The sequence below is a fragment of the Bradyrhizobium xenonodulans genome, from assembly GCF_027594865.1.
GTDB classification, from domain to species: domain Bacteria; phylum Pseudomonadota; class Alphaproteobacteria; order Rhizobiales; family Xanthobacteraceae; genus Bradyrhizobium; species Bradyrhizobium xenonodulans.
Window position 1 is genome coordinate 7,902,735 of record NZ_CP089391.1, and the last position, 20,367, is coordinate 7,923,101.

Sequence of the window (20,367 nt, forward strand, 5' to 3'; positions counted from 1 at the left end):
TGCGAGCAACTATCGCGGAATCGTGGGGTGGGCAAAGCGAAGCGTGCCCACCACGTTTAAGGACGGTGGGCACGGCGCTCACGCGCCTTTGCCCACCCTACGCCAGCTCGCTCGCCGCGAGCAGCGAAGCTAGAACGGGCTCACCGAGAAATACCGCAGCCACAGATCGGTGTAGCGCCCCTTCTCCCAGACGCGGAACAGGGCCCAGTTCAGGGCCTGGCGCAGCACGTCGTTGCCCTTGCGCACGGCGATGCCGATGCCTTCGCCGAAGAAGCGGCTTTCGACGAAGGGGCCGCCGGAGAAGGCACAGCAATCGCCGGAATCGGTGCCGTTGATCCAGAACGCGAGCGAGATGGCGTCGCCGAAGATGAAATCGACCTCGCCCTTGCGCAAGGCGGTGCGGAGCGCATCGTCATTGGGATAGCCATGCAGCTCGGCGTCGGTGAACATCGCCTTCAGATACGCCTCATGCGCGGAGCCCGCGATGACGCCGACCTTCTTGCCCTCGAGATATTCGGGCCGGATCTCCGGCATCACCGCGTCCTTGCGCGAGGCGAAGCGCGCCGGCACGCGGTAATAAGGATCGGTGAAATCGACGCGGGCGCGGAGCTGCGGGCTCACCGCCATCGAGGCGATGATGGCATCGCCCCGGTTGGAGGAGAGCGCGTCGACCAGCGTCTCGAAGCGGCGCATCTGCACCGTGCAGGTGACCTTGATCTCCTCGCACAGGCTGCGAGCGAGATCGACGTTGAAGCCGGCCGGATTGCCGTCGGCGCCGGTGTAGTTGAACGGCGGGTAGTCGGTCTCGGTCAGGAAGCGGATCACGGTCAGGCGCGACAGGTCCGGCCGCTCCGGCCGCCGCCGCGGGTCCCAGAAGCCGGGCACGGCCTGGGGAGCCGCCTGGGGTGCGACCTGCGGCGTCGCCTGGGGGGCCAGCGGGGGCTGCTTGGCTGGGGCTTGGGCCTGCGCGCCGGGCAGGCCCGCGAGCAGGCAAATGCCGACGGCCAGCCCTGTCAGCAAGCCACGGGCAGATTTGGACGATTTCGCCTGTTGCGATGGAGCCATCGGCCGGAAATGAACGAATTTCGTTGAGATCGGAGGGCCTTATAGACCATCCCGCCGGGAACGCGAGCGCCGATTATGGCCTGGGTGTGGGTCTCTCGGCCGCCGTGCCGGCTAGATCAGAGATACCGCTTCAGGTCCGCCGCGGCCTCTTCCGGGGTCCGCTTCAAATTGAACGGCGAGACGAAGCGGCCGTCGCGGTCCATCAGGTAGATCAACGCGGTGTGGTCCATGGTGTAGTCGCCGTCCTTGGTCGGGACCTTCTTGGCGTAGACCCGGTAGGAGGTGATCACCTTGGCGGTCTCGGCGGGATCGCCGCTGAGGCCTTCGAGATGCGGATCGAAGCTCGACAGATAATCCTTCATCGTCGCCGGGGTGTCGCGCTCGGGGTCGACCGAGATGAAGACGGCATTGACCTTGTCGGCGTCCTTGCCCATCGCGCGCAACACTTCCGAGATCTCGAACAGTGAGGTCGGGCAGACATCGGGGCAATGGGTGTAGCCGAAGAAAATCAGGGTCGGCTTGCCCTTCAGGTCCTTGTCGGTGACGGCCTTGCCGGTCTGGTCGGTGAGCTGGAACGGACCGCCGATCGCGGCCGGCTGCGCCACCTTGCTGACCCCGCCCATGGCCCAGAACATGATCAAGAGCCCGAGGACGAGGCTTGCGGCGAAGGCGGTTGCGATCACCAGCGGACGGGCGGCGGAGCTCATGGGCGGAAAACTTCCTGTCGCGGATCAGAAGCAGGCGGCAAAGCCGGTCCTGATCATTTCGAAGAACACCTGGCTGCCGTAGTGGAACCAGAGCGCGAGCGCGCCGAGCACGAGCAGCCCGCCGGCACCTGCGCCGGCCAACAGCAGCACGGACGGCGTCCGGGCGGCAGTGGGCGAATTGTCCTGTAGCTGATGGGCCGGATGCACTGGTTGAGCCATGGCAATGATCGGGGCGAAGGCCCCGGTTCCCACGCTGTCAGATAAGCTTTGGCCCGCCTGCGGGCAAGGCGCCGCTGGCGGGCCAAACCATCCCGTCAGGCCGGGACTATCAGTGCAGGAGCTGGCCCCGGGCGGATTCGAGCTGGTCCGCTTGCGGGAGAGGCCGGCGCGACGGCTTGATCGTCGAGGCCTGCGCGTCCAGGTAGCAGGGCTTGTACATGGCCTGCAGCTGCCTGCCCTTCAGGAACAGCATATGCGGGGTGAGGCCGCCGCGCTGGTTGATCCAGCGCCTCACCTGCGAGGGGTACATCGCATAGAGCATCTGGGTTGCTTCGGCGTTGGTGATGGCACGGCCGTTGGTGCCGAAATCCCAGGCGGCGTGGAAGCCGAGCGTTGCGCTCGAGGTCACGCAGATGCGGTCATGCGGGATGGCGCCGAGGACGATGGTGCAGGCCGAGGCACAGAGGCCGTCGATGATGACGGTTTCGCCTGACTGGCGCAGATCCTGGTATTTGTCGACGTAGGTTCCAATCCGGCCGCCGCGGTCGTCTGCGATCCGAACCACCGCGTGAGAAGCCCCCATGCAAGCGATCAGGAGAACCGCCGCAAGCAACCCCGTCAGAACCTTCATTGTCCCCCGCCCCGGTCGAATTCGAATCTGCGTGTCAGGTGGTGATGCACAGCTAGCGTCTGTCGTAACCAAGGTTTTGTCTAGGCAGGCCGGCTCGCTCAAAACAAATTCAAATCCAGTGTTGCGTCCGCGCTGCACTCGGCCAGTCTCTATCCCAAAGTGGAACAAGTTAATGATGTCTTGCGCGCCACACCCTTGATCTCAGTTACAACCGCTGGCTTCAATCCGGGCAACTACAGGGGCGGAACCGATGGAGGGGGAAACACATGACTGAAGAGACGGACGTCATCGTCGTCGGCGCCGGACTATCGGGACTCGTTGCCGCAACCGAGATCGCGGATGCGGGCAAGCGCGTGGTCGTGGTCGATCAGGAGGGCGAGCAGTCGCTCGGCGGCCAGGCGTTCTGGTCGTTCGGCGGATTGTTCCTGGTTGATTCGCCGGAGCAGCGCCGGCTCGGCATCAAGGACTCCTTCGATCTCGCGATGCAGGACTGGCTCGGCACCGCCGGCTTCGACCGCGACGAGGATTTCTGGCCGCGCCAATGGGCCGAGGCCTATGTGGCGTTCGCAGCCGGCGAGAAGCGCGACTGGCTGCGCGCGATGGGCCATCGCATCTTCCCCGTGGTCGGCTGGGCCGAGCGCGGCGGCTATGACGCGATGGGCCACGGCAATTCGGTGCCGCGCTTCCACGTCACTTGGGGTACCGGCCCCGGCATCGTCGAGCCGTTCGAGCGCCGCGCACGCGAGGCGATGAAGAGCGGCCGGCTGAGCTTCAAATTTCGTCACCGCGTCGATGCGCTGTCCATCACCAACGGAACGGTGGATGGCGTCAGCGGCGCCGTGCTCGCGCCCGACGCTATCGAGCGCGGCAAGAGCTCCTCGCGAACCGTGGTCGGCGAGTTCGCGCTGAAGGCGCAGGCCGTGATCGTGGCGTCCGGCGGCATCGGCGGCAATCACGAGCTGGTGCGACAGAACTGGCCGAAGCGACTCGGCGAGCCGCCGAAATTCATGATCTCCGGCGTGCCCGAGCACGTCGATGGCCGCATGATCGGCATCACCGAGAAATCAGGCGCGCGGCTGATCAACCGCGACCGCATGTGGCACTACGTCGAGGGCATCCAGAACTGGTCGCCGATCTGGCCGCGCCACGGCATCCGCATTCTGCCGGGTCCGTCCTCGATGTGGTTCGACGCCACGGGCACGCGATTGCCGGCGCCGCTGTTTCCCGGCTCCGACACGCTCGGCCAGCTCAAATACATCATGTCCACCGGTTATGATTATTCCTGGTTCATCCTGACCCAGAGCATCATCAAGAAGGAATTTGCTCTGTCAGGCTCGGAGCAGAACCCCGACCTGACCGGCAAAAGCTGGCGCATGACGATCAAACGCGCCACCAACAAGGGCGCGCCGGCACCGGTGGAAGCGTTCAAAAGCCACGGTGTCGACTTCATCGTGAGGGACAAGATCGAGGATCTCGTCGCGGCCATGAACAAGCTCGCCGGCAGCGATCTTCTGAGGCTCGAGCACATCAGGATGCAGATCGAGGCGCGCGATCGCGAGATCGCCAACCCCTACGTCAAGGATGCGCAGGTGATGAACATCCACAATGCGCGGCGCTATATCGGCGACAAGCTGATCCGCACCGCCTCGCCGCACCGCATCCTCGATCCCGCGCAGGGGCCGCTGATTGCGGTCAAGCTCAACATCCTCACCCGCAAGACGCTGGGTGGATTCGAGACCGATCTCGACTCGCGCGTGTTCGGCGAAGAGGGCAGCGTCATCCCCGGGCTCTACGCAGTCGGCGAAGCCGCGGGCTTCGGCGGCGGCGGCGTGCACGGCTATCGCTCGCTGGAAGGAACCTTTCTCGGCGGCTGCCTGTTCTCGGGACGCAATGCCGGCCGCGCGGCGGCGAAGGCAGTGGGATAGGTCATGCGGCGGTGGATACAGATCGGGGCGTTTCTTGCGGCACTGGCCACAACTTCGGTCGCATTCGCCGATACGATCGACGTCGATGGCGCAAAACGCTCCTACACCGCGCAGCTGCCGGCGAAGCGGCTGGTGCCGCTCGTGGTCGTGCTGCACGGCAAGACCCAGCGCGGCGCCGACATGGCCGCGCGGACGGCGTGGCCCCAGGTCGCCAAGCGCGAAGGTTTTGCCGTGGTGTTTCCGGATGGCCTCAACCATGCCTGGGCCGATGCCAGAACGAAGGCGGGACCCGCGCTGCGTGGCCCACCGCCGGGCACGGACGATGTCGCCTTCATCGCAAAGCTCGTCGAGAAGCTGGTGGCCAACGGCACGGCCGATCCGAAGCGCGTTTATGTCGCCGGCATCTCCAATGGCGGCGCGATGGCGATGACGCTGATTTGCGCCCGCGCAGATCTGTTCGCGGCGGGTGCGAGCGTGATCATGAATCTCACTGATGAAGCCGCGGTCACGTGCCATCCGTCACGGCCGCTGCCGGTGCTGCTCATGAACGGCACGGCCGACCCATTGGTACCTTACGAAGGCGGCCGCGGATCGAGCTATTTTGCCGCGGACGGGTTCTGGTCAACCGAGGAGACGCTGGCCTTCTGGCGCAAGCTCAATGGCTGCGAGACCGATGACGCCGAAGTGGCTGATCTGCCCGACAGGGGGCTCACGGACCAATCCACGGTCACACGGATCTCCTCACGCTGTCCCAGAGGGCATGACGTCGTGCTCTATCGCATCAAGAATGGCGGTCACCGCATGCCTGGATTTTCTCCCGATGCCCGCTTTCCGAAGGTCGCGACCAGCCTGCTCGGGACGCAAAACAGCGACATCGACGGCGCCGAGACGATCTGGTCGTTCTTTAGTCAGTTTCCGTAAGATGCGCATGCATGCCGGGCACGCATGCGTAGCGGGGGTGGCAGAGCGCGGGGCGCTGGGCTAGACAGGGCCGCCATTCCAGCAGGAGATCCCCCAATGAGCATTCAGCGTTTCGAAACCGGTCCGCGCATGAGCCAGGCCGTCGTGCACGGCAACACCGTCTATCTCGCCGGCGTCGTCGCCAACAACGCGGCCGGCGAAAGCGTGACGAAGCAGACCCAGGACATCCTGAAGACCATCGACGGCCATCTCGCCAAGGCCGGCACCGACAAGTCGAAACTGCTGTCCGCCACGATCTACATCACCGACATGAAGACCTTCAGCGAGATGAACGCGGTGTGGGATGCCTGGGTCTCGCCCGGCAATACCCCGGCCCGCGCCACCGTCGAAGCCAAGCTGGCGGCTGCTCAGTACACCGTCGAGATCATGGTCACCGCAGCGAAGTAATCTTCGCGAAATAATCGACCTGCCAAAGAAGCGCGATGAGACCATCATCGCGCTTCTTCTTTTGCGCGTCACGATGACCTCCGAGGTAATCGATCGGCGCGCACGAACCTTCGATAGTCGGGGCAGCCGAACACGGCGCCATCGAAGGAGAGCAACATGACCGACCACACCGCCATCGCCCTCTGCTATATCGATCTCTGGAACGAGCGCACGACCAGCCGCCGGCGCGAACTGCTCAGCGAGACCTGGACCGCGGATGCAAGCTATGTCGATCCCCTGATGAAGGGCGACGGCCAGGACGGCATCGACGCGCTAATCGCCGGTGTGCAGCAGCGCTTTCCCGATTTCAAGTTCAAGCTGATCGGCGAGCCCAATGGCTACGGCGACCATGTCCGCTTTTCGTGGGGACTGGGACCGGAGGGCGTCGACAGCCCGATCAAGGGCACAGATTTCGCTGTGCTGAAGGACGGGCGGATCAGGAGCATCACGGGCTTCCTGGACCAGGTGCCAGCGGGCGCGTGAAGCGCCATTACTGCGCCCTCTCCCCTTGCGGGAGAGGGCATCACCGCTTGCAGACACAGGCTCGCTGGGGTGAGGGGTATCTCTCCGCGCGAGTCTTGCGAGTTGGGTTCGCGGAGAGAACCCCTCATCCGGCGCTTCGCGCCACCTTCTCCCGCAAGGGGAGAAGGAAGCAAGAAGCGCGCATCGACAGCAATCAAGCCAACCGGTACGCCACCCTCGCATTCACCCCAAACGCTTTGTCGCGCACCTGCGGCCCGATCTTCGCCAGACACGCCTCCAGCGCATCCTTGATCTCGCCATAGCTCCCCGCAAGCAGACACACCGGCCAGTCGGAGCCGTAGATTAGGCGGTCTTCACCAAAGCATCTCGCGGCATGCTGAACGAACGGAAGCAGCCGCTCCGCGTCCCAATCATTCCACACCGCCTCCGTCGCGAGCCCCGAGATTTTGCACCAGACATTGCCGCAGGCTCCGAGCGCGGCGATGCGGTCGGACCACTCGGTGCTGCCGCCTCCGGCAATCGGCGGCTTGGCGGCGTGGTCAAGCACGAAGCGCGCTTGCGGGAAGGCCTGCGCGGTTGTGATCGCGGCGGGCAACTCGCGGCTGCGGACGAGGAAATCGTAGGCGAGATCGTGCGCAAACACCGCGGTGAGGCCGCGCTGGACGTCCTCGCGGAGCAGCCAATCGGGATCGGCCTCGTCGTGGACCTGATGGCGGATGCCGACCAACTTGTTGCCGCCGGGCACGGCACGCAGCCGGTCGAGCGTGTCGCCAAGCGCACCGTCCGTCAGATCGACCCAGCCGACGACGCCGATGACTGAGGGCGTCGCATGCGCGATCCGCAAGAATTCCTCGGTCTCATCAAGCGCGGAGCGGCACTGCACCACGATGCTCGCGTCGATGCCGTTTTCTTTCAGGAGCGGCGCGAGGTCGGCGGGCCCGAAGGATCGGCGGATCGGAGCCAGCTCGGGCGCGTTCATCCAGGGATAGTCGGCGCGCGCGGGGTCCCAGAAATGCTGGTGGGCGTCGATAATCATGGCTCACACTCCGCCCGGCAGCGGTGCGCGGGCATCGACGAGGTTTTTCGTGCGCAGCTCCTGCCAGAAGGCCAGCGGCACTGCCTGCTCCGACATCGCGATGTTGTCCGCAACCTCCGCGGCGTTGCGCGCGCCCATCACGGCGACCGTCACCGCCGGATGCGCCATGCAGAACTGGAGCGCTGCGGCTTTCAGCTCGGTGCCGTGCTTGCGGCAGAGCGCGTCGAGCGCGAGCGCACGTTCGACCAGTGCCGCATCGGCGTCCTGATAGTTGAACTTCGCGCTCGTGTGCGGATTGGCCAAAATGCCGCTGTTGTAGATGCCGCCGAGCAGGATGCCGATGTTCTTCTCGGCACAGACCGGAAACAACGCGTCCAGCGCGGCCTGGTCGAGCAGCGTGTAGCGCCCCGCAAGCAGGAAGCAGTCGACCGGCACGGCCTCTGCAAACCGGACCGGCATCTGCGACTGGTTCATGCCGGCGCCGATCGCCTTGACCGTGCCGTCTGCGCGCAGCCGCTGGAGCGCGCGGAAGGCACCCGTGACGGCCTCGTCATAGTGATCGTCGGGATCGTGCACGAGCAGGACATCGATGCGGTCGAGCCCGAGCCTGGTCAGGCTCTCCCCGACCGAGCGCATCACGCCGTCATAGGAGAAATCGAACACCGGCCGCTCGCGCGGCGTGCCCTTGTAGTGCTCGTCCTCGACGGCAGCGCCATCGCCCGCGCGCAGCAGGCGTCCGACCTTGGTCGAGATGGCATAGGAGTCGCGCGGCTGTTGCCGCAGAAATGCGCCGAGCCGACGCTCGGCGAGACCGAAGCCGTAGAGCGGCGCTGTATCGAAGAAACGCACGCCGAGCGACCAGGCGCGCGCGATCGTCGCCTCCGCATCGGCATCGCTGACGGGACTGAACAATCCACCGAGCGGAGCGGAACCGAGGCCAAGCGAGGTGACGTCGAGAGAGCCGAGCCGCGAGCGTTTCATTCCCATTGCCTTCCAGCAGTCTTCCAATAGTCCAAATCATCTCTCCCGCTTGCGGAAATCGCAAGCGGGAGAGGCATGCAGGAGCGCGGGGCTGGTGACGCTCCTACTTCAACATCTGTGCGACGTTCTCCTTGGTGACGAGATCGAGGCCGGTGTAGACGATCTCCGGCACCTTCTCGCCCTTCTTGATGGCGAGCAGGGTATCCATCGCCTTCTCGCCCATCTCGAACGGACGCTGGCCGACCAGCGCGTTGGCATAGCCGTCGCGCAACAGCTCGAGCTGCATCTTCAGCGTATCGGCGACGACAAGCGTGAACTTGCCGGAATCGATGTCCTTCTTGTTCCTGGAGGCGAAGGCCCTGAAGCCTTCAGGGGCGAACATCGGCCAGCCACCGATCGGAACGATGGCGGCGAGATCGGGCGTCGCGGTACGCATATCCGTCATCTGCTGGATCGCGAGCGCCGGATCGTCGTTGCAGAAGGTCGGCGAGCCCGCGACCTCGGTCCATTTCGAGCCCTTCAGCGCCTCGCGGACGCCATCGACGCGCTCGGCGAGGTTCTTGGCGCCGGGACCGCCCGAGACCATGGCGTATTTGCCGCCGTCAGGCCGCATCTTCGCGAGCTGCTTGCCGAGCGCGACACCGAACTCCTTGTTGTTGGTGCCGATATAGGCGATGCGCTTGGAGCCGGGTGCATCGGCATCGAAGGTGATGACGGGAATGCCGGCCGCGCTCGCCGCCTCGATCGACTTGGTCATGGCCGCGACGTCGGCGACCGAGATGGCGAGGCCGTCGACCTTCTGGGTGACGAAGTCCTGGATGATCTGGGCCTGCGTCGCCGGCTCGTGCTCCACCGGTCCCTTGTAGATGCATTCGATGTTGCCGAGCTCCTTGGCCCGCTTCAGGCAACCGTCGCGTGCGAAGTCGAAGAACGGATTGTTCATCGCCTTGGGCACGATCACGAAGCGATAGTTCGCGGCCAACGTTGGCGTTGCCATCAGCGCGACGGCGATGCCTGCAAGAAGAAGTTTCCTCATTGTCTCCTCCACCCTTCTCTGGCGCCCGTCCTGTTTAAATCGTCCGGGAAGCGGACAGGCGGCGTTTTCGTTGCCTTCCCGGAACGTTCGTCACATCAAGTCATCCGCGAGCGGATCCGATCCACCAGCACGGCCAGGATGATGATCACGCCCACCAGCGTCTGCTGCCAGTAGGAGCTCACCTGCGCCAGCACGAGACCGTTGCGGATCACCTCCAGCAGCACGCAGCCGACGATGGCCCCGAGCGGACCGCCAATGCCGCCGGCCAGATTGGCGCCGCCGATGACGGCCGCCGCGATCACGTTGAGCTCGTAGGACGTCGCCATGTTGGCCGGCGCCGAACCGAGCCAGCCGGAGATGATGATGCCCTGGAGGCCGGCTGCGAGCGCACAGATCACGTAGACCTCGATCTTCACCCGCACCACCGGAATGCCCGTCAGCTCAGCCGCCTTCTCGTTGCCGCCGAGTGCGAAGACGTGACGGCCGAACGCGCTGTGGTGCAGCACCACGGCCATCGCCAGCGCGAGCACCACGAGATAGATGAACGGCACCGGCACGCCGAGCACGTCGCCCGAAGTGAGGGCATAGAAATAGTCGGCGTCCGGCCCGCCCGGAAAACTGCCGCGGCCGTTGGAGACGACATAGCCGAGCCCGCGCACGATCGAGAGCATGCCGAGCGTGGTGACGAAGGGCGACAGGCCGAGCACGGCGATGCAGAAGCCGTTGACGAGGCCGGCGATCAGCGCGACGCCGAGCCCGGCGAGGATCGAGACCAGCAAGATCAGCCCGGGCACGTTGGCAACGACAGTCTTGCCGTCGGCCGCCATATGCACGAACAGCGAGCCTGCCGGCGAGCCGGGCGCCGACAGCTCGGTCATCACCATCGAGGTGATCATGGCAGCGAAGCACATCATCGAGCCGACCGACAGGTCGATGCCGCCGGTGATGATCACGAAAGTCACGCCGAGCGTCGCAATGGCGATGAAGGAGAAGTTCTTCGCCACGTTCTGCATGTTGCCTTCTGTGAAGAAATACGGGCTGGCGAAATGCATGATCACCAGCAGCACAGCGAGTGCGAGCAGCACATAGCCGGTCTGGGAGGCGAAGATACCGCGCTGCCACCATCTGATACGGCCGACATTGGTGAAGCTGATCGGGGATTCCATGGGCATGGCCATCACGCCGCCTCCTTCGCGCCGGTGATGAGGGCGGTGACTTCCTCGGGGGACGTCTGGTGAATCGGCTTGTCGGCCCGCTTCTCGCCGCGACGCATGACGATGACGCGGTCGCACACCGCGAACACGTCGGGCATGCGGTGCGAGATCAGCATCACGGCGACGCCCTGCTCCTTCAGCCGGTGGATCAGGCCGAGCACCTGCTCGACCTGGCGCACCGAGATTGCCGCGGTCGGCTCGTCCATCATCACCAGCCGCGCGTTGGAGAGCCGGGTCCGCGCGATCGCCACCGCCTGGCGCTGGCCGCCGGACATCTGCTTGACGAGGTCATCGGGCCGCGTCTCCGAGCGCAGCTCGCCGAACAGCTCCAGCGCGCGCGCCGCCATCGCCTTGTGGTCGAGCAGCGCAAGCGGCCCGAATTTGCGCTTCAGCTCGCGGCCGAGGAAGACGTTGGCCGCCGCCGTCAGATTGTCGGCAAGCGCGAGGTCCTGATAGACGACCTCGATGCCGACCCCACGGGCATCGACCGGGCGGTTGAAATGGACCGCGCTGCCGGCAAAGCGAATCTCGCCATGGGTCGGGCGGAAATTGCCGGCGATGATCTTGACCAGCGTCGACTTGCCGGCGCCGTTGTCGCCCATCAGGCCGACCACCTCGCCCGGCAGGACCTGCATGTCGACGTCATGCAGTGCGCGGATCGCGCCGAACTCCTTGCCGATTCCGGTCAGTTCGAGCACCGGAGTCGCATCAGCTTTTGTCATCGGCGGCCTCGCTCAGACGTAGCGGTTGACGAGTGATTCCAGATATTCCTGCCGGCCCGAGCGCGGCTGCGGATCGAAGCCGGGCTTAAGCGCGCGGTCGGCGAGATCGGCGAGCGTGCGCTGGCCGCCGAGAATGGCGCGACCCTCGGCGCCGGCCCATCCTTCGTAGCGCTGCGCAAGCGGCGCGGTGAGCGCGCCGGCATCGAGCATGTCCGCCGCAGCAAGAAGCGCGCGCGCGCAGGCATCCATCGAGCCGACATGGGCGTGGATCAGATCGTCGGGGTCGATCGACTGCCGGCGGATCTTGGCGTCGAAATTCAGCCCGCCGGAGGTGAAGCCGCCGCGGTTCAGGATCTCGTGGAACACCAGAGCGAGCTCCGGCACGTTCATCGCGAACTGGTCGGTATCCCAGCCGAGCAGGTCGTCGCCGCGATTGACGTCGAGCGAGCCGAACACGCCGAGCGCCTCGGCGAGCGCGACCTCGTGGTGGAAGGAGTGGCCCGCGAGGATGGCGTGGTTCTGCTCGATGTTGAGCTTGACATCCTTGAGCAGGTCGTAGCGTTCGAGGAAGCCGTAGCAGGTGGCGACGTCGAAATCATATTGATGCTTGGTCGGCTCCTTCGGCTTCGGCTCGATCAGGATCGGTCCCTTGAAGCCTATCTTGTGCTTGTGCTCGACGACCAACGAGACGAAGCGGCCGAGCTGGTCGAGCTCGCGCCTCAGATCGGTGTTGAGCAGCGTCTCATAGCCCTCGCGCCCGCCCCACAGCACATAGTTCTGGCCGCCGAGCCGGTGGGTCACCTCCAGCGCGGCGCGCACCTGGCCGGCGGCGTAGGTGAATATCTCGGGGTCCGGATTGGTCGCCGCGCCCGCCATGTAGCGGCGATGCGTGAAAAGATTGGCGGTGCCCCAGAGCAGGCGGACCTTGGCGGAAGCCATCTTCGCTTCGAAGAGATCAGCGATCGCGTTGAGATTGGCGACGGACTCGCTGAGCGAGCTGCCTTCCGGCGCCGCGTCGACGTCGTGGAAGGTGAAGAACGGCACGTCGAGCAGGCGGAACAGCTCGAAGGCGACATCGGCCTTGGCCCGCGCCATTGCCATCGCATCCGTGCCGTGATGCCAGGGCCGCAAAAACGTCTCACCGCCGAAGGGATCGCCGCCCGGCCAGCAGAACGAATGCCAGTAGCAGACTGCGAAGCGCAGGTGATCCTCGAGCCTCCGGCCATGGACCATGCGATCCTTGTCGTACCAGCGGAAGGCAGGCGTGTTTCCCGCATCCTTGCCGGCAAAGGCAACAGGCGTGCTTGCATCGAAGAATTTGGCTGACGCATTCACTTAAAGCTCTCCTTCAATGCGGGATAAAGTGCGCGCCACTGCCCATAGGCCTCGTCATACGCCGCGGTGACATGCGAACGGGGCGCGAAACTCGCGAGCCGGCGCGGCCGGATGCAGACCGCTGCCGCGTCTTCGCCGGTGGCGGCGAGCCGGCCGAGTCGTGCGGCCCCGAGCGCCGCCCCGACTTCGCCCTCCTCGACGCGGTGGACGGGAATGCCGAGCACGTCGGCGCAGATCTGCGCCCACAGCGCTGAGCGCGAACCGCCGCCGACCAGATCGACCTCGGCAAGCGGCCCGCCCGCCGCGCTCAGCGCCGCCAGATTGTCGCGCGCGGCAAAGGCGACGCCTTCCAGCACGGCCTGGACGATCTGGCTGCGACCGGTCGCACCGCGCAAGCCGACGAAGGCGCCGCTCGCCGCGGCATCGTTATGCGGCGTACGCTCGCCGTCGAGATAGGGCAGGAATTTGATCGGGCTCGGCCCGTCGACGCGCTCGCCGAGCGGCGCGAGCAGCGCGGCGGCCGGCGTCTCCATCACGCCCGCGAGCCAGGCCAGCGATGCCGCGGCCGACAGCATCACGCCCATCTGGTGCCAGCGGCCGGGCAGCGCATGGCAGAACGCATGCACGGCTGATGCCGGCGCCGGGGCGAACCGATCGGTCACCCGGAACAGCACACCGGACGTTCCCAACGACAGGAAGGCATCGCCTGGCGCAATTGCGCCGAGCCCGATCGCGCTCGCGGCATTATCACCGGCGCCGCCGGCGACCACGACATCTCCCGCCATGCCCCAGCGCCGCGCGTAGTCCGGCGCGAGCATCGCGCTGACCTCGCTGCCCTCGACGAGACGCGGCATGTGGTGCAGATCGAGCCCGGTGGCATGCAGCAGCAGGGCCGACCAGCGGCGCAGACCGACATCGAGCCAGAGCGTGCCGGCCGCGTCCGACATGTCCTCGACCATCTCGCCTGTGAGCCGATAGCGCACATAGGCCTTGGGCAGCAGCACCTTTGCGACGCGCGCGAAGATTTTCGGCTCATGCCGCGCGACCCACAGCAGCTTTGGCGCGGTGAAGCCGGGCATTGCCAGATTGCCGGCGATCGTGTGCAGCGAAGGACAGCGCTGCTCCAGCATGGTGCATTCGGCGTGCGAGCGGCCATCGTTCCAGAGGATCGCCGGACGCAGCGGGCGGCCATCCTCGTCGAGCAGCGTCGCGCCATGCATCTGGCCCGACAGGCCGATACTGGCTACCCTCGCAACCTCGCGCGGATGGCGGGCGGCGAGATCGTCCACCGCGCCGATTGCCGCATCGACCCAGGCATCCGGGTCCTGCTCGGACCACAGCGGCACCGGATGCGACAGCGCCAACTCGCGCGTCGCCGTCGCGAGAATCGCGCCGGCTTCATTCACGAGCACCGCTTTCACACCGGATGTGCCGATGTCCAGTCCGAGATCCACGCCGTCCTCCCTTTGCCTATCGCGGTGCGATCTTGAAGTCGCCTTTCCCGCGGCGGGCCCTTTCAAAGTCCACTTGCCGTCAAGGCAGATTGTCCCGCATCACGATGTCGATCCTGATCTTCTCCTGTTCGCGCAGGATCGGCTCGCCGCGCGCGAGCGCCAGCAGCACGCGCACGGCGGCGCGGGCTTCATGTCCGGGGTTCTGCGAGATCGCGGCATCCATCACACCCTGGAGCAGCAGCCGGCGCGTCAGCGCGGTGACGTCGTGCCCGACGAACACAACCTTGTCGCGGCCGGCGTCGCTCAACGCCTTGTCGCTCAACGCCTTGGCGACGCCTTGCGTGCCGGCGCCAACGTTATAAAGGCCAACAATGTCAGCATGCCTGCCCAACAGCCGCGCCAACACCTGTTCCGAACGGTCGTCATCGTCGCGCCCTTCCAGCACCGGCAGCACGCTGAGATCGGGGAATTCCGACGCCATCACCTGGTTGAAGCCGAAAATGCGCTCGGCATGGTCGCGCAGGCCCTGCGAACCCGCGACGATGGCGACCTTGCCGGATCGCTGGCCAGTCAACCGACCGACCAGCGCGCCGGCGGTGCGCCCCGCGGCGATGTTGTCGATACCGACATAATGCTCGCGGCGCGAGGACGGCACATCCGAGACCAGCGTGACGACCTTGGTGCCGGCATCGACGAGATCGTTGATCGCGGCGCGGACGCCGGGATGATCGAGCGCGACCACGGCGACGCCGTCATAGTCGGCCGACAGCCCTTCCAGCGTGCCTGCGAGCACGGACGGGTCGAACACGTCGGTTGCGACCATCTCGACGTGGAGGCGGCGGGCGGAGAGCCAGGCCGACATCTCCCCGAGATAGGCCTCGATCTGCTGCATGAACGGGTTCGGCCCCGAGGGCATCACGAAGGCGAAGCGCCGGGCTCGGCCGCGGGCAAGTTCGGCGGCGGCGACGTGCGGCTGGAACGAATTGCGCTCGATCGCCGCCTTGACCCGCCGGACCGTGTCCGGCCGTACGCCAGGGCGATTGTGCAGGACGCGGTCCACGGTCGCGAGACTGACGCCCGCCTCGCGGGCGATGTCCTTCAGCGTCAGCGCGGCGGCGGTGAGGGTCTCGGCCATGGCTGAAGGCTAGCAGAGGTGTTTTGAGGTGCGCAACTCATTTTGAGGGGTGACGGGTCGTTTTCGTACCCGCCGGCACCCGGGCCTCCTTAGCCGTCCGTCATGGTCTCACGTCGCTTGCAAGTCGCTTCTGCATGAAGACGAGATCGAGCCAGCGGCCGAACTTGCAGCCGACCTCCGGCATGCGGGCGACCTCGGCAAAGCCGAGCGAGGCGTGCAGCGCGAGCGAGCCGGCGTTGGCGGCCTCGATGCCGGCGATCATGGTGTGCTTGTCGAGCGCCATGGCACGCTCGATCAGCGCGGCCACCAGGCTGCGGCCGATACCTGCCCTGTGGTGCCGCTCGTCGACATAGACCGAATTCTCCACGGTGTGGCGGTAGCCTGGAAGGGGACGGAAATCGCCGAACGATGCGAAGCCCACCACATCCCTGCCCTTCATCGCGACCAGCACGGGATAGCCGGCCTGCTGTCGTGCGGAAATCCACTCGCGCCGCGACTCCAGGTCGACCGGACCGTCGGTCCAGACCGCCGTGGTGTTGAGCGCGGCGTAATTGTAGATGGCCAAAACATCTCCGGCATCCTCGAGCGTAGCGTCCCGTACGATCAGCGACATCACATTTTTCCGTACGAGGTGCCGCGCCGCGTGATGATGACGTAGCGTGCGTCCTGCTTGGTTTCGTTCTCGAAGGTCACCGCGCGCATCACGTCGAAATCGAGGCAATCGCCCTCGCGCAAGCGTACGGTCTTGGCGTCGATATAGACGCACACCGCCCCCTCCAGCATCAGCAGCTGCTGGGTGAAGGCGTTGCGGCCCCATGGGCTGTAGGACACGCGCGCGCCGGCCGGCAGGTCGACGACGATGATCTCGATGCCGCTTGCGGCATCCGGCGGCGAGGCATGACGCCGGCGGTAACCGGTGTCGGGATCACGCCAATGCGGCTGGTCGCCAAGCCGCATCAAGCGCTCCGGCGGCTTCTCCGCGAGCGCGACGACGTCGCTGAGGGTGACATCGAGCGCCGCGCAGAGCTTGTTGAGCAGCGCCGCCGTCGCGCTGCTCTGCGCCCGCTCCACCCGCCCGATCATGGCCCGGCTGACGCCGGAGCGCGTTGCGAGTTCGTTCAACGTCATGCCGGCCTGCGTCCTCAGCGTCTTCAAGCGGCGACCGATCGCACGGTCGAGTTTCTGCTGGTCCATTTGTGCGGGTCCTGGCCTTCATCCGAAGAAACTTGCCGGGCGACCGGACCGACCCGCCAAGGCAAGAGAAGTTTAAGCCGGGTGAGGCGCGCGTGCCGGAAACGAGCGGCGAATATATTAGAATCTTTGCGGAGCCTGTAGGGCCGATTAGGATGCGCCCAGCCACGATGACCGGGAGGCGACGACATGAGCGAGCCGACGCAGCGGACGATCAAGGCCAACGGCATCAGCCTCAATGTCGCCGAGCAGGGCAAGGGTCCAATGGTGCTGCTCTGCCACGGCTTTCCGGAAAGCTGGTACTCCTGGCGCCACCAGATCGAGGCGTTGGCGGCGGCCGGCTACCACGCGGTCGCGCCCGACATGCGCGGCTACGGCAAGAGCGACCGGCCCGAAGCGATCGATCAGTACACCATCCTCCACATGGTCGGCGATCTCGTCGGCGTGCTCGACGCGTTCGAGGCGAAGGATGCCGTCATCGTCGGGCATGACTGGGGCGCGACAATCGCCTGGCACACGGCGCGCCTGCGTCCCGATCGCTTCCGCGCCGCCGCCATCCTCAGCGTCCCCTATCGCCCACGCAGTCCGGTGCGGCCGACCAGCGTCATGCCGCAGACGGCGGATGCGCAATTCTATCAGCTGTACTTTCAGGAGCCGGGCCTCGCCGAAGCGGAGTTCGAACGGGATCCGCGCGCAACGCTCGGCGCCATGCTCTTTGGCGGTTCCGGCGAAGGGGTTGCGGTGATCCGCGCCAATGCCGAGCGTCAGGGGCGGACCCCCGGCGTCGGGATGGTCTCGCGCAAGGACGGCATGTTGCCGAAGGTGCAGGTGCCGCTGCCGTCATGGCTGACCGCGGCCGACCTCGACTATTACAGCACCGAGTTCGCCCGCAGCGGCTTTCGGGGGCCGCTCAACTACTACCGCAACATCGATCGCAACTGGGAGCTGATGGCAGCCTTCGAGGGTGTGAAGGTGGTCGTGCCCTCACTCTTCATCGCCGGCGACCACGACATGGTCCTCGCCTTCCCGGGCGCCGCCGAGCACCTCGCCTACATGAAGCAGTTTGTGCCGCAACTGCGCGAGATCAAGATGCTGCCCGGCTGCGGACACTGGACCCAGCAGGAACGGCCGGCGGAGGTGAACGCCGCGATCGTGGAATTTGTGCGGAGCTTGCCGGGCTAAAGGCTGGAGCGGGCGAAGGGAATCGAACCCTCGTATGCAGCTTGGGAAGCTGCCGTTCTACCATTGAACTACGCCCGCGGATGCGCCCGTCCTGATTAGCCGAGACGGCGCGTCCCGCCAAGCGGTTTGGCGTAACCAGCCGGACGCTTCTTAACTTTCCGGTAAGATTCCAGGTGCGCCGGATTGTGGCGGTGTTATGATCGCTTGTCTGGGGAGAGACGTGCACTGAGTGGGGCGTGTGCATGATGGGGCATGGCTACGCGATCTTCGATACGGCCATCGGGCGCTGCGGCATCATCTGGAGCAGCACCGGCGTCGTTGCGGTGCAATTGCCGGAGGCGCGGGAGATCGACACCCGCCGCCGGATTTTTGCAGTCCATCCCGAGGCGCGCGAGCAGCGACCGTCCGACAATGCCGAGCTTGCGATCGAGGGCATCGCAGGCCTGCTGCAAGGCGGCGATCCTGATTTCTCCGAGGTCAGCCTGGATGCCGGCGGCGTGCCCGGCTTCAACCGGCGCGTCTACGAGTTCGCCTGCTCCATTCCGCGCGGGGAAACGCGCACCTATCACGAGGTCGCCAAGGCGCTGGGCGCTTCCGGCGCGGCGCATTCGGTGGCGCAGGCGATCGCGAAAAATCCCTATATGCTGATCGTGCCCTGTCATCGGGTGCTGGAGGCCGACAATTACACCGACCGCCTCTCTCCTTACGGCGGGGTGATCTCCAAGCGGCGGCTTCTGGCCCTCGAGGGCGCCCATCCCGTCGCCAGCAAGACGCTGTTCGAGGTGCTGCTGCCGGTTGCCCCACCGAGACCGTCCACCTAGATAGGTGGCATGGACGCGACCACGCTGCTGACCACGCCGTCGATGACCGTCTCCGAGTTTCGCTGCGATGCGGGACCGGACGACACGCCGTTTGCGGAGTGCCGCACCGGCCATTCCATTGCCTATGTCCGCTCGGGCAGCTTCGGCTGCCATTGCCGCGCCGGCTTCTTCGAGCTGGTGGCGGGCGCGATGCTGGTCGGCGCCCCCGGCGAGGAATACACCTGCACGCATGAGCATGTCAGCGGCGACGCCTGCCTGTCGTTCTTCCTCAGCGAGGATCTGGTCGACGCCCTCGGCGGACGCCGCGACATCTGGCAGGTCGGCGCGACGCCGCCGCTGCCCGAACTGATGGTGCTGGGCGAGCTGGCGCAGACGGCGGCAGATGGCAGCAGCGACTTGGGCCTTGACGAGGTCGGACAGCTTCTCGCCGGCCGCTTTGTCGACGTCGTCTCGGGCAAGGCGCGCAAGCGGACGACGCCCACCGCGCGCGACCGCCGTCGCGCGGTCGAGGCCGCGCTGTGGATCGACGACAATTCGCATGCCGAGGTCGACCTCGAACAGGCAGCAAGGCAGGCGGGCCTCAGCCCGTTCCATTTCCTGCGGCTGTTCTCGAGCGTGCTCGGCGTCACCCCGCATCAATATCTGGTGCGCTCGCGGCTGCGGCATGCGGCGCGGCTGCTCACCGACGACGACATCGCGGTCACCGACGTCGCCTATGACGTCGGCTTCGGCGACCTCTCCAACTTCGTCCGCACCTTCCACCGCGCCGCCGGCGTGTCGCCGACGAAGTTCCGGCAGGCGTCGAAGGGGATGCGCAAGATTCTCCAAGAGCAGCTTGCCCTCAACTGACTAGGCTCGTTTCCGGCGTGCGCCACTCGCGGCGCGCTTTGGAAATGGAGACGACCATGTATGACCATATCGGACTGCGCGTAGCCGACCTCGACGCGGCCACGCGCTTCTACTCCGCGGTGCTGGCGCCGCTCGGTTACGTGCTGTGCTCCAGCGGCGACGGCTATGCCGGCTTCGGCCCCAAGGGCGAGCCGGCGCTGTGGCTGCATCTGAACAAGGGGCGCAAGGCCGACGGCGCCCATATCGCCTTCCGCGCCGTGGATCATGACGCGGTCAAGGCGTTTCACAGCGAAGGTCTGAAGAGCGGCGGCCGCGACAATGGCGGCGCCGGGCCGCGCAAGGATTACAGCCCGACCTACTACGCGGCGTTTTTGATCGATCCCGATGGCAACAATGTCGAGGCGGTTTGTGTGTGAGCTCTCTCCTTCGTCATTGCGAGGAGCCCTCGCGACGAAGCAATCCAGACTGTCTCTGCGGAAACATTTCTGGATTGCTTCGCTGCGCTCGCAATGACGGTGTTTGTGGCGCCGACCTGACATAACCAAGGACATCTTCATGGCCTCTATCCATAACGACATCCCCCTCCCCGTCCCCGCCCGCGACGTCTGGGACGCCGTGCGCGATTTCGGCGCGCTGCATCAGCGGCTGGTGCCGGGCTTCGTCACCGCCTGCACGCTGGACGGCGATGCACGCATCGTCACCTTCGCCAATGGCGCGGTGGCGCGCGAGATCCTCGTCGATTGCGACGACGCCCGGCAGCGGCTGGTCTATGCGATCAACAACGAGCGGCTGAAGCACTACAGCGCTTCGGTGCAGGTGATTGCCGAGGGCGAAGCGAGCTGCCGCATGGTCTGGATCATCGACATGCTGCCGAACGAGCTTGCGGCTTATGTCCAAGGGCAGACGAAGGAAGCCGTTGTCGCTCTGCATAAGGCGTTTCCGCCGGCCGCGGCATGATCCGCCTCAGTGATCTT

23 protein-coding genes and 1 tRNA gene are annotated in these 20,367 nt (G+C 65.8%); 9 read left to right on the forward strand and 15 right to left on the reverse strand.

Annotated elements, in window-relative coordinates:
- Positions 1 to 129: 129 nt before the first annotated feature.
- The 4 genes from I3J27_RS37345 to I3J27_RS37360 all read right to left on the reverse strand — a co-directional run bounded on the left by I3J27_RS37345 (position 130) and on the right by I3J27_RS37360 (position 2,622).
- Positions 130 to 1,065 (reverse strand): ABC transporter substrate-binding protein, encoded by a 936-nt coding sequence (locus I3J27_RS37345; RefSeq protein ID WP_270163799.1) that lies wholly within the window; start codon positions 1,063 to 1,065, stop codon positions 130 to 132.
- A gap of 116 nt (positions 1,066 to 1,181) precedes the next feature.
- Entirely contained in the window at positions 1,182 to 1,772 is a 591-nt protein-coding gene (locus tag I3J27_RS37350; RefSeq protein ID WP_270163800.1) for an SCO family protein, read from the reverse strand.
- Between the two features lie 24 nt (positions 1,773 to 1,796).
- Positions 1,797 to 1,991, reverse strand: a complete 195-nt coding sequence (locus I3J27_RS37355; RefSeq protein ID WP_270163801.1) for a hypothetical protein — start codon at positions 1,989 to 1,991, stop codon at positions 1,797 to 1,799.
- 109 nt (positions 1,992 to 2,100) lie between these two features.
- Positions 2,101 to 2,622, reverse strand: coding sequence for a hypothetical protein (locus I3J27_RS37360; protein WP_270163802.1), 522 nt, complete (start codon positions 2,620 to 2,622; stop codon positions 2,101 to 2,103).
- A 266-nt stretch (positions 2,623 to 2,888) separates the two neighbouring features.
- Between I3J27_RS37360 and I3J27_RS37365 the strand changes: the two genes are divergently transcribed.
- The 4 genes from I3J27_RS37365 to I3J27_RS37380 all read left to right on the forward strand — a co-directional run bounded on the left by I3J27_RS37365 (position 2,889) and on the right by I3J27_RS37380 (position 6,437).
- Positions 2,889 to 4,547, forward strand: coding sequence for an FAD-binding dehydrogenase (locus tag I3J27_RS37365; RefSeq protein ID WP_270163803.1), 1,659 nt, complete (start codon positions 2,889 to 2,891; stop codon positions 4,545 to 4,547).
- A gap of 3 nt (positions 4,548 to 4,550) precedes the next feature.
- On the forward strand, positions 4,551 to 5,468 hold the full coding sequence (locus I3J27_RS37370; RefSeq protein WP_270163804.1) for an extracellular catalytic domain type 1 short-chain-length polyhydroxyalkanoate depolymerase: 918 nt from the start codon (positions 4,551 to 4,553) through the stop codon (positions 5,466 to 5,468).
- A gap of 96 nt (positions 5,469 to 5,564) precedes the next feature.
- A complete protein-coding gene (locus tag I3J27_RS37375) occupies positions 5,565 to 5,915 on the forward strand; it encodes a RidA family protein (protein WP_270163805.1) in 351 nt (116 codons plus the stop codon).
- Positions 5,916 to 6,071: 156 nt separating this feature from the next.
- Entirely contained in the window at positions 6,072 to 6,437 is a 366-nt protein-coding gene (locus I3J27_RS37380) for a nuclear transport factor 2 family protein (protein WP_270163806.1), read from the forward strand.
- 193 nt (positions 6,438 to 6,630) lie between these two features.
- On the opposite strand, the gene I3J27_RS37385 is transcribed toward I3J27_RS37380, so the two are convergent.
- The 10 genes from I3J27_RS37385 to I3J27_RS37430 all read right to left on the reverse strand — a co-directional run bounded on the left by I3J27_RS37385 (position 6,631) and on the right by I3J27_RS37430 (position 16,544).
- On the reverse strand, positions 6,631 to 7,473 hold the full coding sequence (locus tag I3J27_RS37385) for an amidohydrolase family protein (RefSeq protein WP_270163807.1): 843 nt from the start codon (positions 7,471 to 7,473) through the stop codon (positions 6,631 to 6,633).
- 3 nt (positions 7,474 to 7,476) lie between these two features.
- Entirely contained in the window at positions 7,477 to 8,454 is a 978-nt protein-coding gene (locus tag I3J27_RS37390; RefSeq protein WP_270163809.1) for an aldo/keto reductase, read from the reverse strand.
- 103 nt (positions 8,455 to 8,557) lie between these two features.
- A complete protein-coding gene (locus I3J27_RS37395; RefSeq protein WP_270163811.1) occupies positions 8,558 to 9,490 on the reverse strand; it encodes a sugar-binding protein in 933 nt (310 codons plus the stop codon).
- A gap of 95 nt (positions 9,491 to 9,585) precedes the next feature.
- Positions 9,586 to 10,668 carry an ABC transporter permease gene (locus I3J27_RS37400; RefSeq protein ID WP_270163812.1) on the reverse strand — a complete coding sequence of 361 codons (1,083 nt, stop codon included), beginning with the start codon at positions 10,666 to 10,668 and terminating at the stop codon, positions 9,586 to 9,588.
- Positions 10,668 to 11,426, reverse strand: a complete 759-nt coding sequence (locus I3J27_RS37405; RefSeq protein WP_270163813.1) for an ATP-binding cassette domain-containing protein — start codon at positions 11,424 to 11,426, stop codon at positions 10,668 to 10,670. The genes I3J27_RS37400 and I3J27_RS37405 overlap by 1 nt, the downstream gene beginning before the upstream one ends.
- 12 nt (positions 11,427 to 11,438) lie before the next feature.
- Complete coding sequence (xylA, locus tag I3J27_RS37410; RefSeq protein ID WP_270163814.1) at positions 11,439 to 12,761, reverse strand: xylose isomerase; 1,323 nt, start codon at positions 12,759 to 12,761, stop codon at positions 11,439 to 11,441.
- On the reverse strand, positions 12,758 to 14,215 hold the full coding sequence (xylB, locus tag I3J27_RS37415) for a xylulokinase (RefSeq protein WP_270163815.1): 1,458 nt from the start codon (positions 14,213 to 14,215) through the stop codon (positions 12,758 to 12,760). Before xylB ends, xylA begins: the two co-directional genes overlap by 4 nt.
- 79 nt (positions 14,216 to 14,294) lie before the next feature.
- Positions 14,295 to 15,350, reverse strand: a complete 1,056-nt coding sequence (locus tag I3J27_RS37420; protein WP_270163816.1) for a LacI family DNA-binding transcriptional regulator — start codon at positions 15,348 to 15,350, stop codon at positions 14,295 to 14,297.
- 100 nt (positions 15,351 to 15,450) lie between these two features.
- Complete coding sequence (locus I3J27_RS37425) at positions 15,451 to 15,963, reverse strand: GNAT family N-acetyltransferase (RefSeq protein ID WP_270163817.1); 513 nt, start codon at positions 15,961 to 15,963, stop codon at positions 15,451 to 15,453.
- Positions 15,963 to 16,544: a helix-turn-helix domain-containing protein gene (locus I3J27_RS37430; RefSeq protein WP_270163818.1), complete on the reverse strand. Its 582-nt coding sequence runs from the start codon at positions 16,542 to 16,544 to the stop codon at positions 15,963 to 15,965. The genes I3J27_RS37425 and I3J27_RS37430 overlap by 1 nt, the downstream gene beginning before the upstream one ends.
- Before the next feature lie 186 nt (positions 16,545 to 16,730).
- Between I3J27_RS37430 and I3J27_RS37435 the strand changes: the two genes are divergently transcribed.
- On the forward strand, positions 16,731 to 17,723 hold the full coding sequence (locus I3J27_RS37435; RefSeq protein ID WP_270163819.1) for an alpha/beta fold hydrolase: 993 nt from the start codon (positions 16,731 to 16,733) through the stop codon (positions 17,721 to 17,723).
- 4 nt (positions 17,724 to 17,727) lie between these two features.
- Here I3J27_RS37435 and I3J27_RS37440 read toward each other — a convergent pair.
- Positions 17,728 to 17,801, reverse strand: a tRNA-Gly gene (locus I3J27_RS37440).
- Positions 17,802 to 17,965: 164 nt separating this feature from the next.
- On the opposite strand from I3J27_RS37440, the gene I3J27_RS37445 reads away from it, so the two are divergent.
- From I3J27_RS37445 to I3J27_RS37460, 4 genes are all read left to right on the forward strand, one after another.
- The gene (locus tag I3J27_RS37445; RefSeq protein WP_270163820.1) at positions 17,966 to 18,544 is read left to right on the forward strand and encodes a methylated-DNA--[protein]-cysteine S-methyltransferase; all 579 of its coding nucleotides are present in this window, start codon (positions 17,966 to 17,968) and stop codon (positions 18,542 to 18,544) included.
- A gap of 9 nt (positions 18,545 to 18,553) precedes the next feature.
- Positions 18,554 to 19,393: a helix-turn-helix transcriptional regulator gene (locus tag I3J27_RS37450; RefSeq protein WP_270163821.1), complete on the forward strand. Its 840-nt coding sequence runs from the start codon at positions 18,554 to 18,556 to the stop codon at positions 19,391 to 19,393.
- A 56-nt stretch (positions 19,394 to 19,449) separates the two neighbouring features.
- Positions 19,450 to 19,809, forward strand: a complete 360-nt coding sequence (locus I3J27_RS37455; RefSeq protein WP_270163822.1) for a VOC family protein — start codon at positions 19,450 to 19,452, stop codon at positions 19,807 to 19,809.
- 139 nt (positions 19,810 to 19,948) lie between these two features.
- Positions 19,949 to 20,350 carry an SRPBCC family protein gene (locus I3J27_RS37460; protein WP_270163823.1) on the forward strand — a complete coding sequence of 134 codons (402 nt, stop codon included), beginning with the start codon at positions 19,949 to 19,951 and terminating at the stop codon, positions 20,348 to 20,350.
- Positions 20,351 to 20,367 lie beyond the last annotated feature (17 nt).

Coding starts and splice junctions, on each gene's coding strand:
- I3J27_RS37345 (WP_270163799.1), bottom strand. CDS start 1,065: ATGGCTCCATCGCAACAGGCGAAATCGTCCAAATCTGCCCGTGGCTTG.
- I3J27_RS37350 (WP_270163800.1), bottom strand. CDS start 1,772: ATGAGCTCCGCCGCCCGTCCGCTGGTGATCGCAACCGCCTTCGCCGCA.
- I3J27_RS37355 (WP_270163801.1), bottom strand. CDS start 1,991: ATGGCTCAACCAGTGCATCCGGCCCATCAGCTACAGGACAATTCGCCC.
- I3J27_RS37360 (WP_270163802.1), bottom strand. CDS start 2,622: ATGAAGGTTCTGACGGGGTTGCTTGCGGCGGTTCTCCTGATCGCTTGC.
- I3J27_RS37365 (WP_270163803.1), top strand. CDS start 2,889: ATGACTGAAGAGACGGACGTCATCGTCGTCGGCGCCGGACTATCGGGA.
- I3J27_RS37370 (WP_270163804.1), top strand. CDS start 4,551: ATGCGGCGGTGGATACAGATCGGGGCGTTTCTTGCGGCACTGGCCACA.
- I3J27_RS37375 (WP_270163805.1), top strand. CDS start 5,565: ATGAGCATTCAGCGTTTCGAAACCGGTCCGCGCATGAGCCAGGCCGTC.
- I3J27_RS37380 (WP_270163806.1), top strand. CDS start 6,072: ATGACCGACCACACCGCCATCGCCCTCTGCTATATCGATCTCTGGAAC.
- I3J27_RS37385 (WP_270163807.1), bottom strand. CDS start 7,473: ATGATTATCGACGCCCACCAGCATTTCTGGGACCCCGCGCGCGCCGAC.
- I3J27_RS37390 (WP_270163809.1), bottom strand. CDS start 8,454: ATGAAACGCTCGCGGCTCGGCTCTCTCGACGTCACCTCGCTTGGCCTC.
- I3J27_RS37395 (WP_270163811.1), bottom strand. CDS start 9,490: ATGAGGAAACTTCTTCTTGCAGGCATCGCCGTCGCGCTGATGGCAACG.
- I3J27_RS37400 (WP_270163812.1), bottom strand. CDS start 10,668: ATGGCCATGCCCATGGAATCCCCGATCAGCTTCACCAATGTCGGCCGT.
- I3J27_RS37405 (WP_270163813.1), bottom strand. CDS start 11,426: ATGACAAAAGCTGATGCGACTCCGGTGCTCGAACTGACCGGAATCGGC.
- I3J27_RS37420 (WP_270163816.1), bottom strand. CDS start 15,350: ATGGCCGAGACCCTCACCGCCGCCGCGCTGACGCTGAAGGACATCGCC.
- I3J27_RS37425 (WP_270163817.1), bottom strand. CDS start 15,963: ATGTCGCTGATCGTACGGGACGCTACGCTCGAGGATGCCGGAGATGTT.
- I3J27_RS37430 (WP_270163818.1), bottom strand. CDS start 16,544: ATGGACCAGCAGAAACTCGACCGTGCGATCGGTCGCCGCTTGAAGACG.
- I3J27_RS37435 (WP_270163819.1), top strand. CDS start 16,731: ATGAGCGAGCCGACGCAGCGGACGATCAAGGCCAACGGCATCAGCCTC.
- I3J27_RS37445 (WP_270163820.1), top strand. CDS start 17,966: ATGATGGGGCATGGCTACGCGATCTTCGATACGGCCATCGGGCGCTGC.
- I3J27_RS37450 (WP_270163821.1), top strand. CDS start 18,554: ATGGACGCGACCACGCTGCTGACCACGCCGTCGATGACCGTCTCCGAG.
- I3J27_RS37455 (WP_270163822.1), top strand. CDS start 19,450: ATGTATGACCATATCGGACTGCGCGTAGCCGACCTCGACGCGGCCACG.
- I3J27_RS37460 (WP_270163823.1), top strand. CDS start 19,949: ATGGCCTCTATCCATAACGACATCCCCCTCCCCGTCCCCGCCCGCGAC.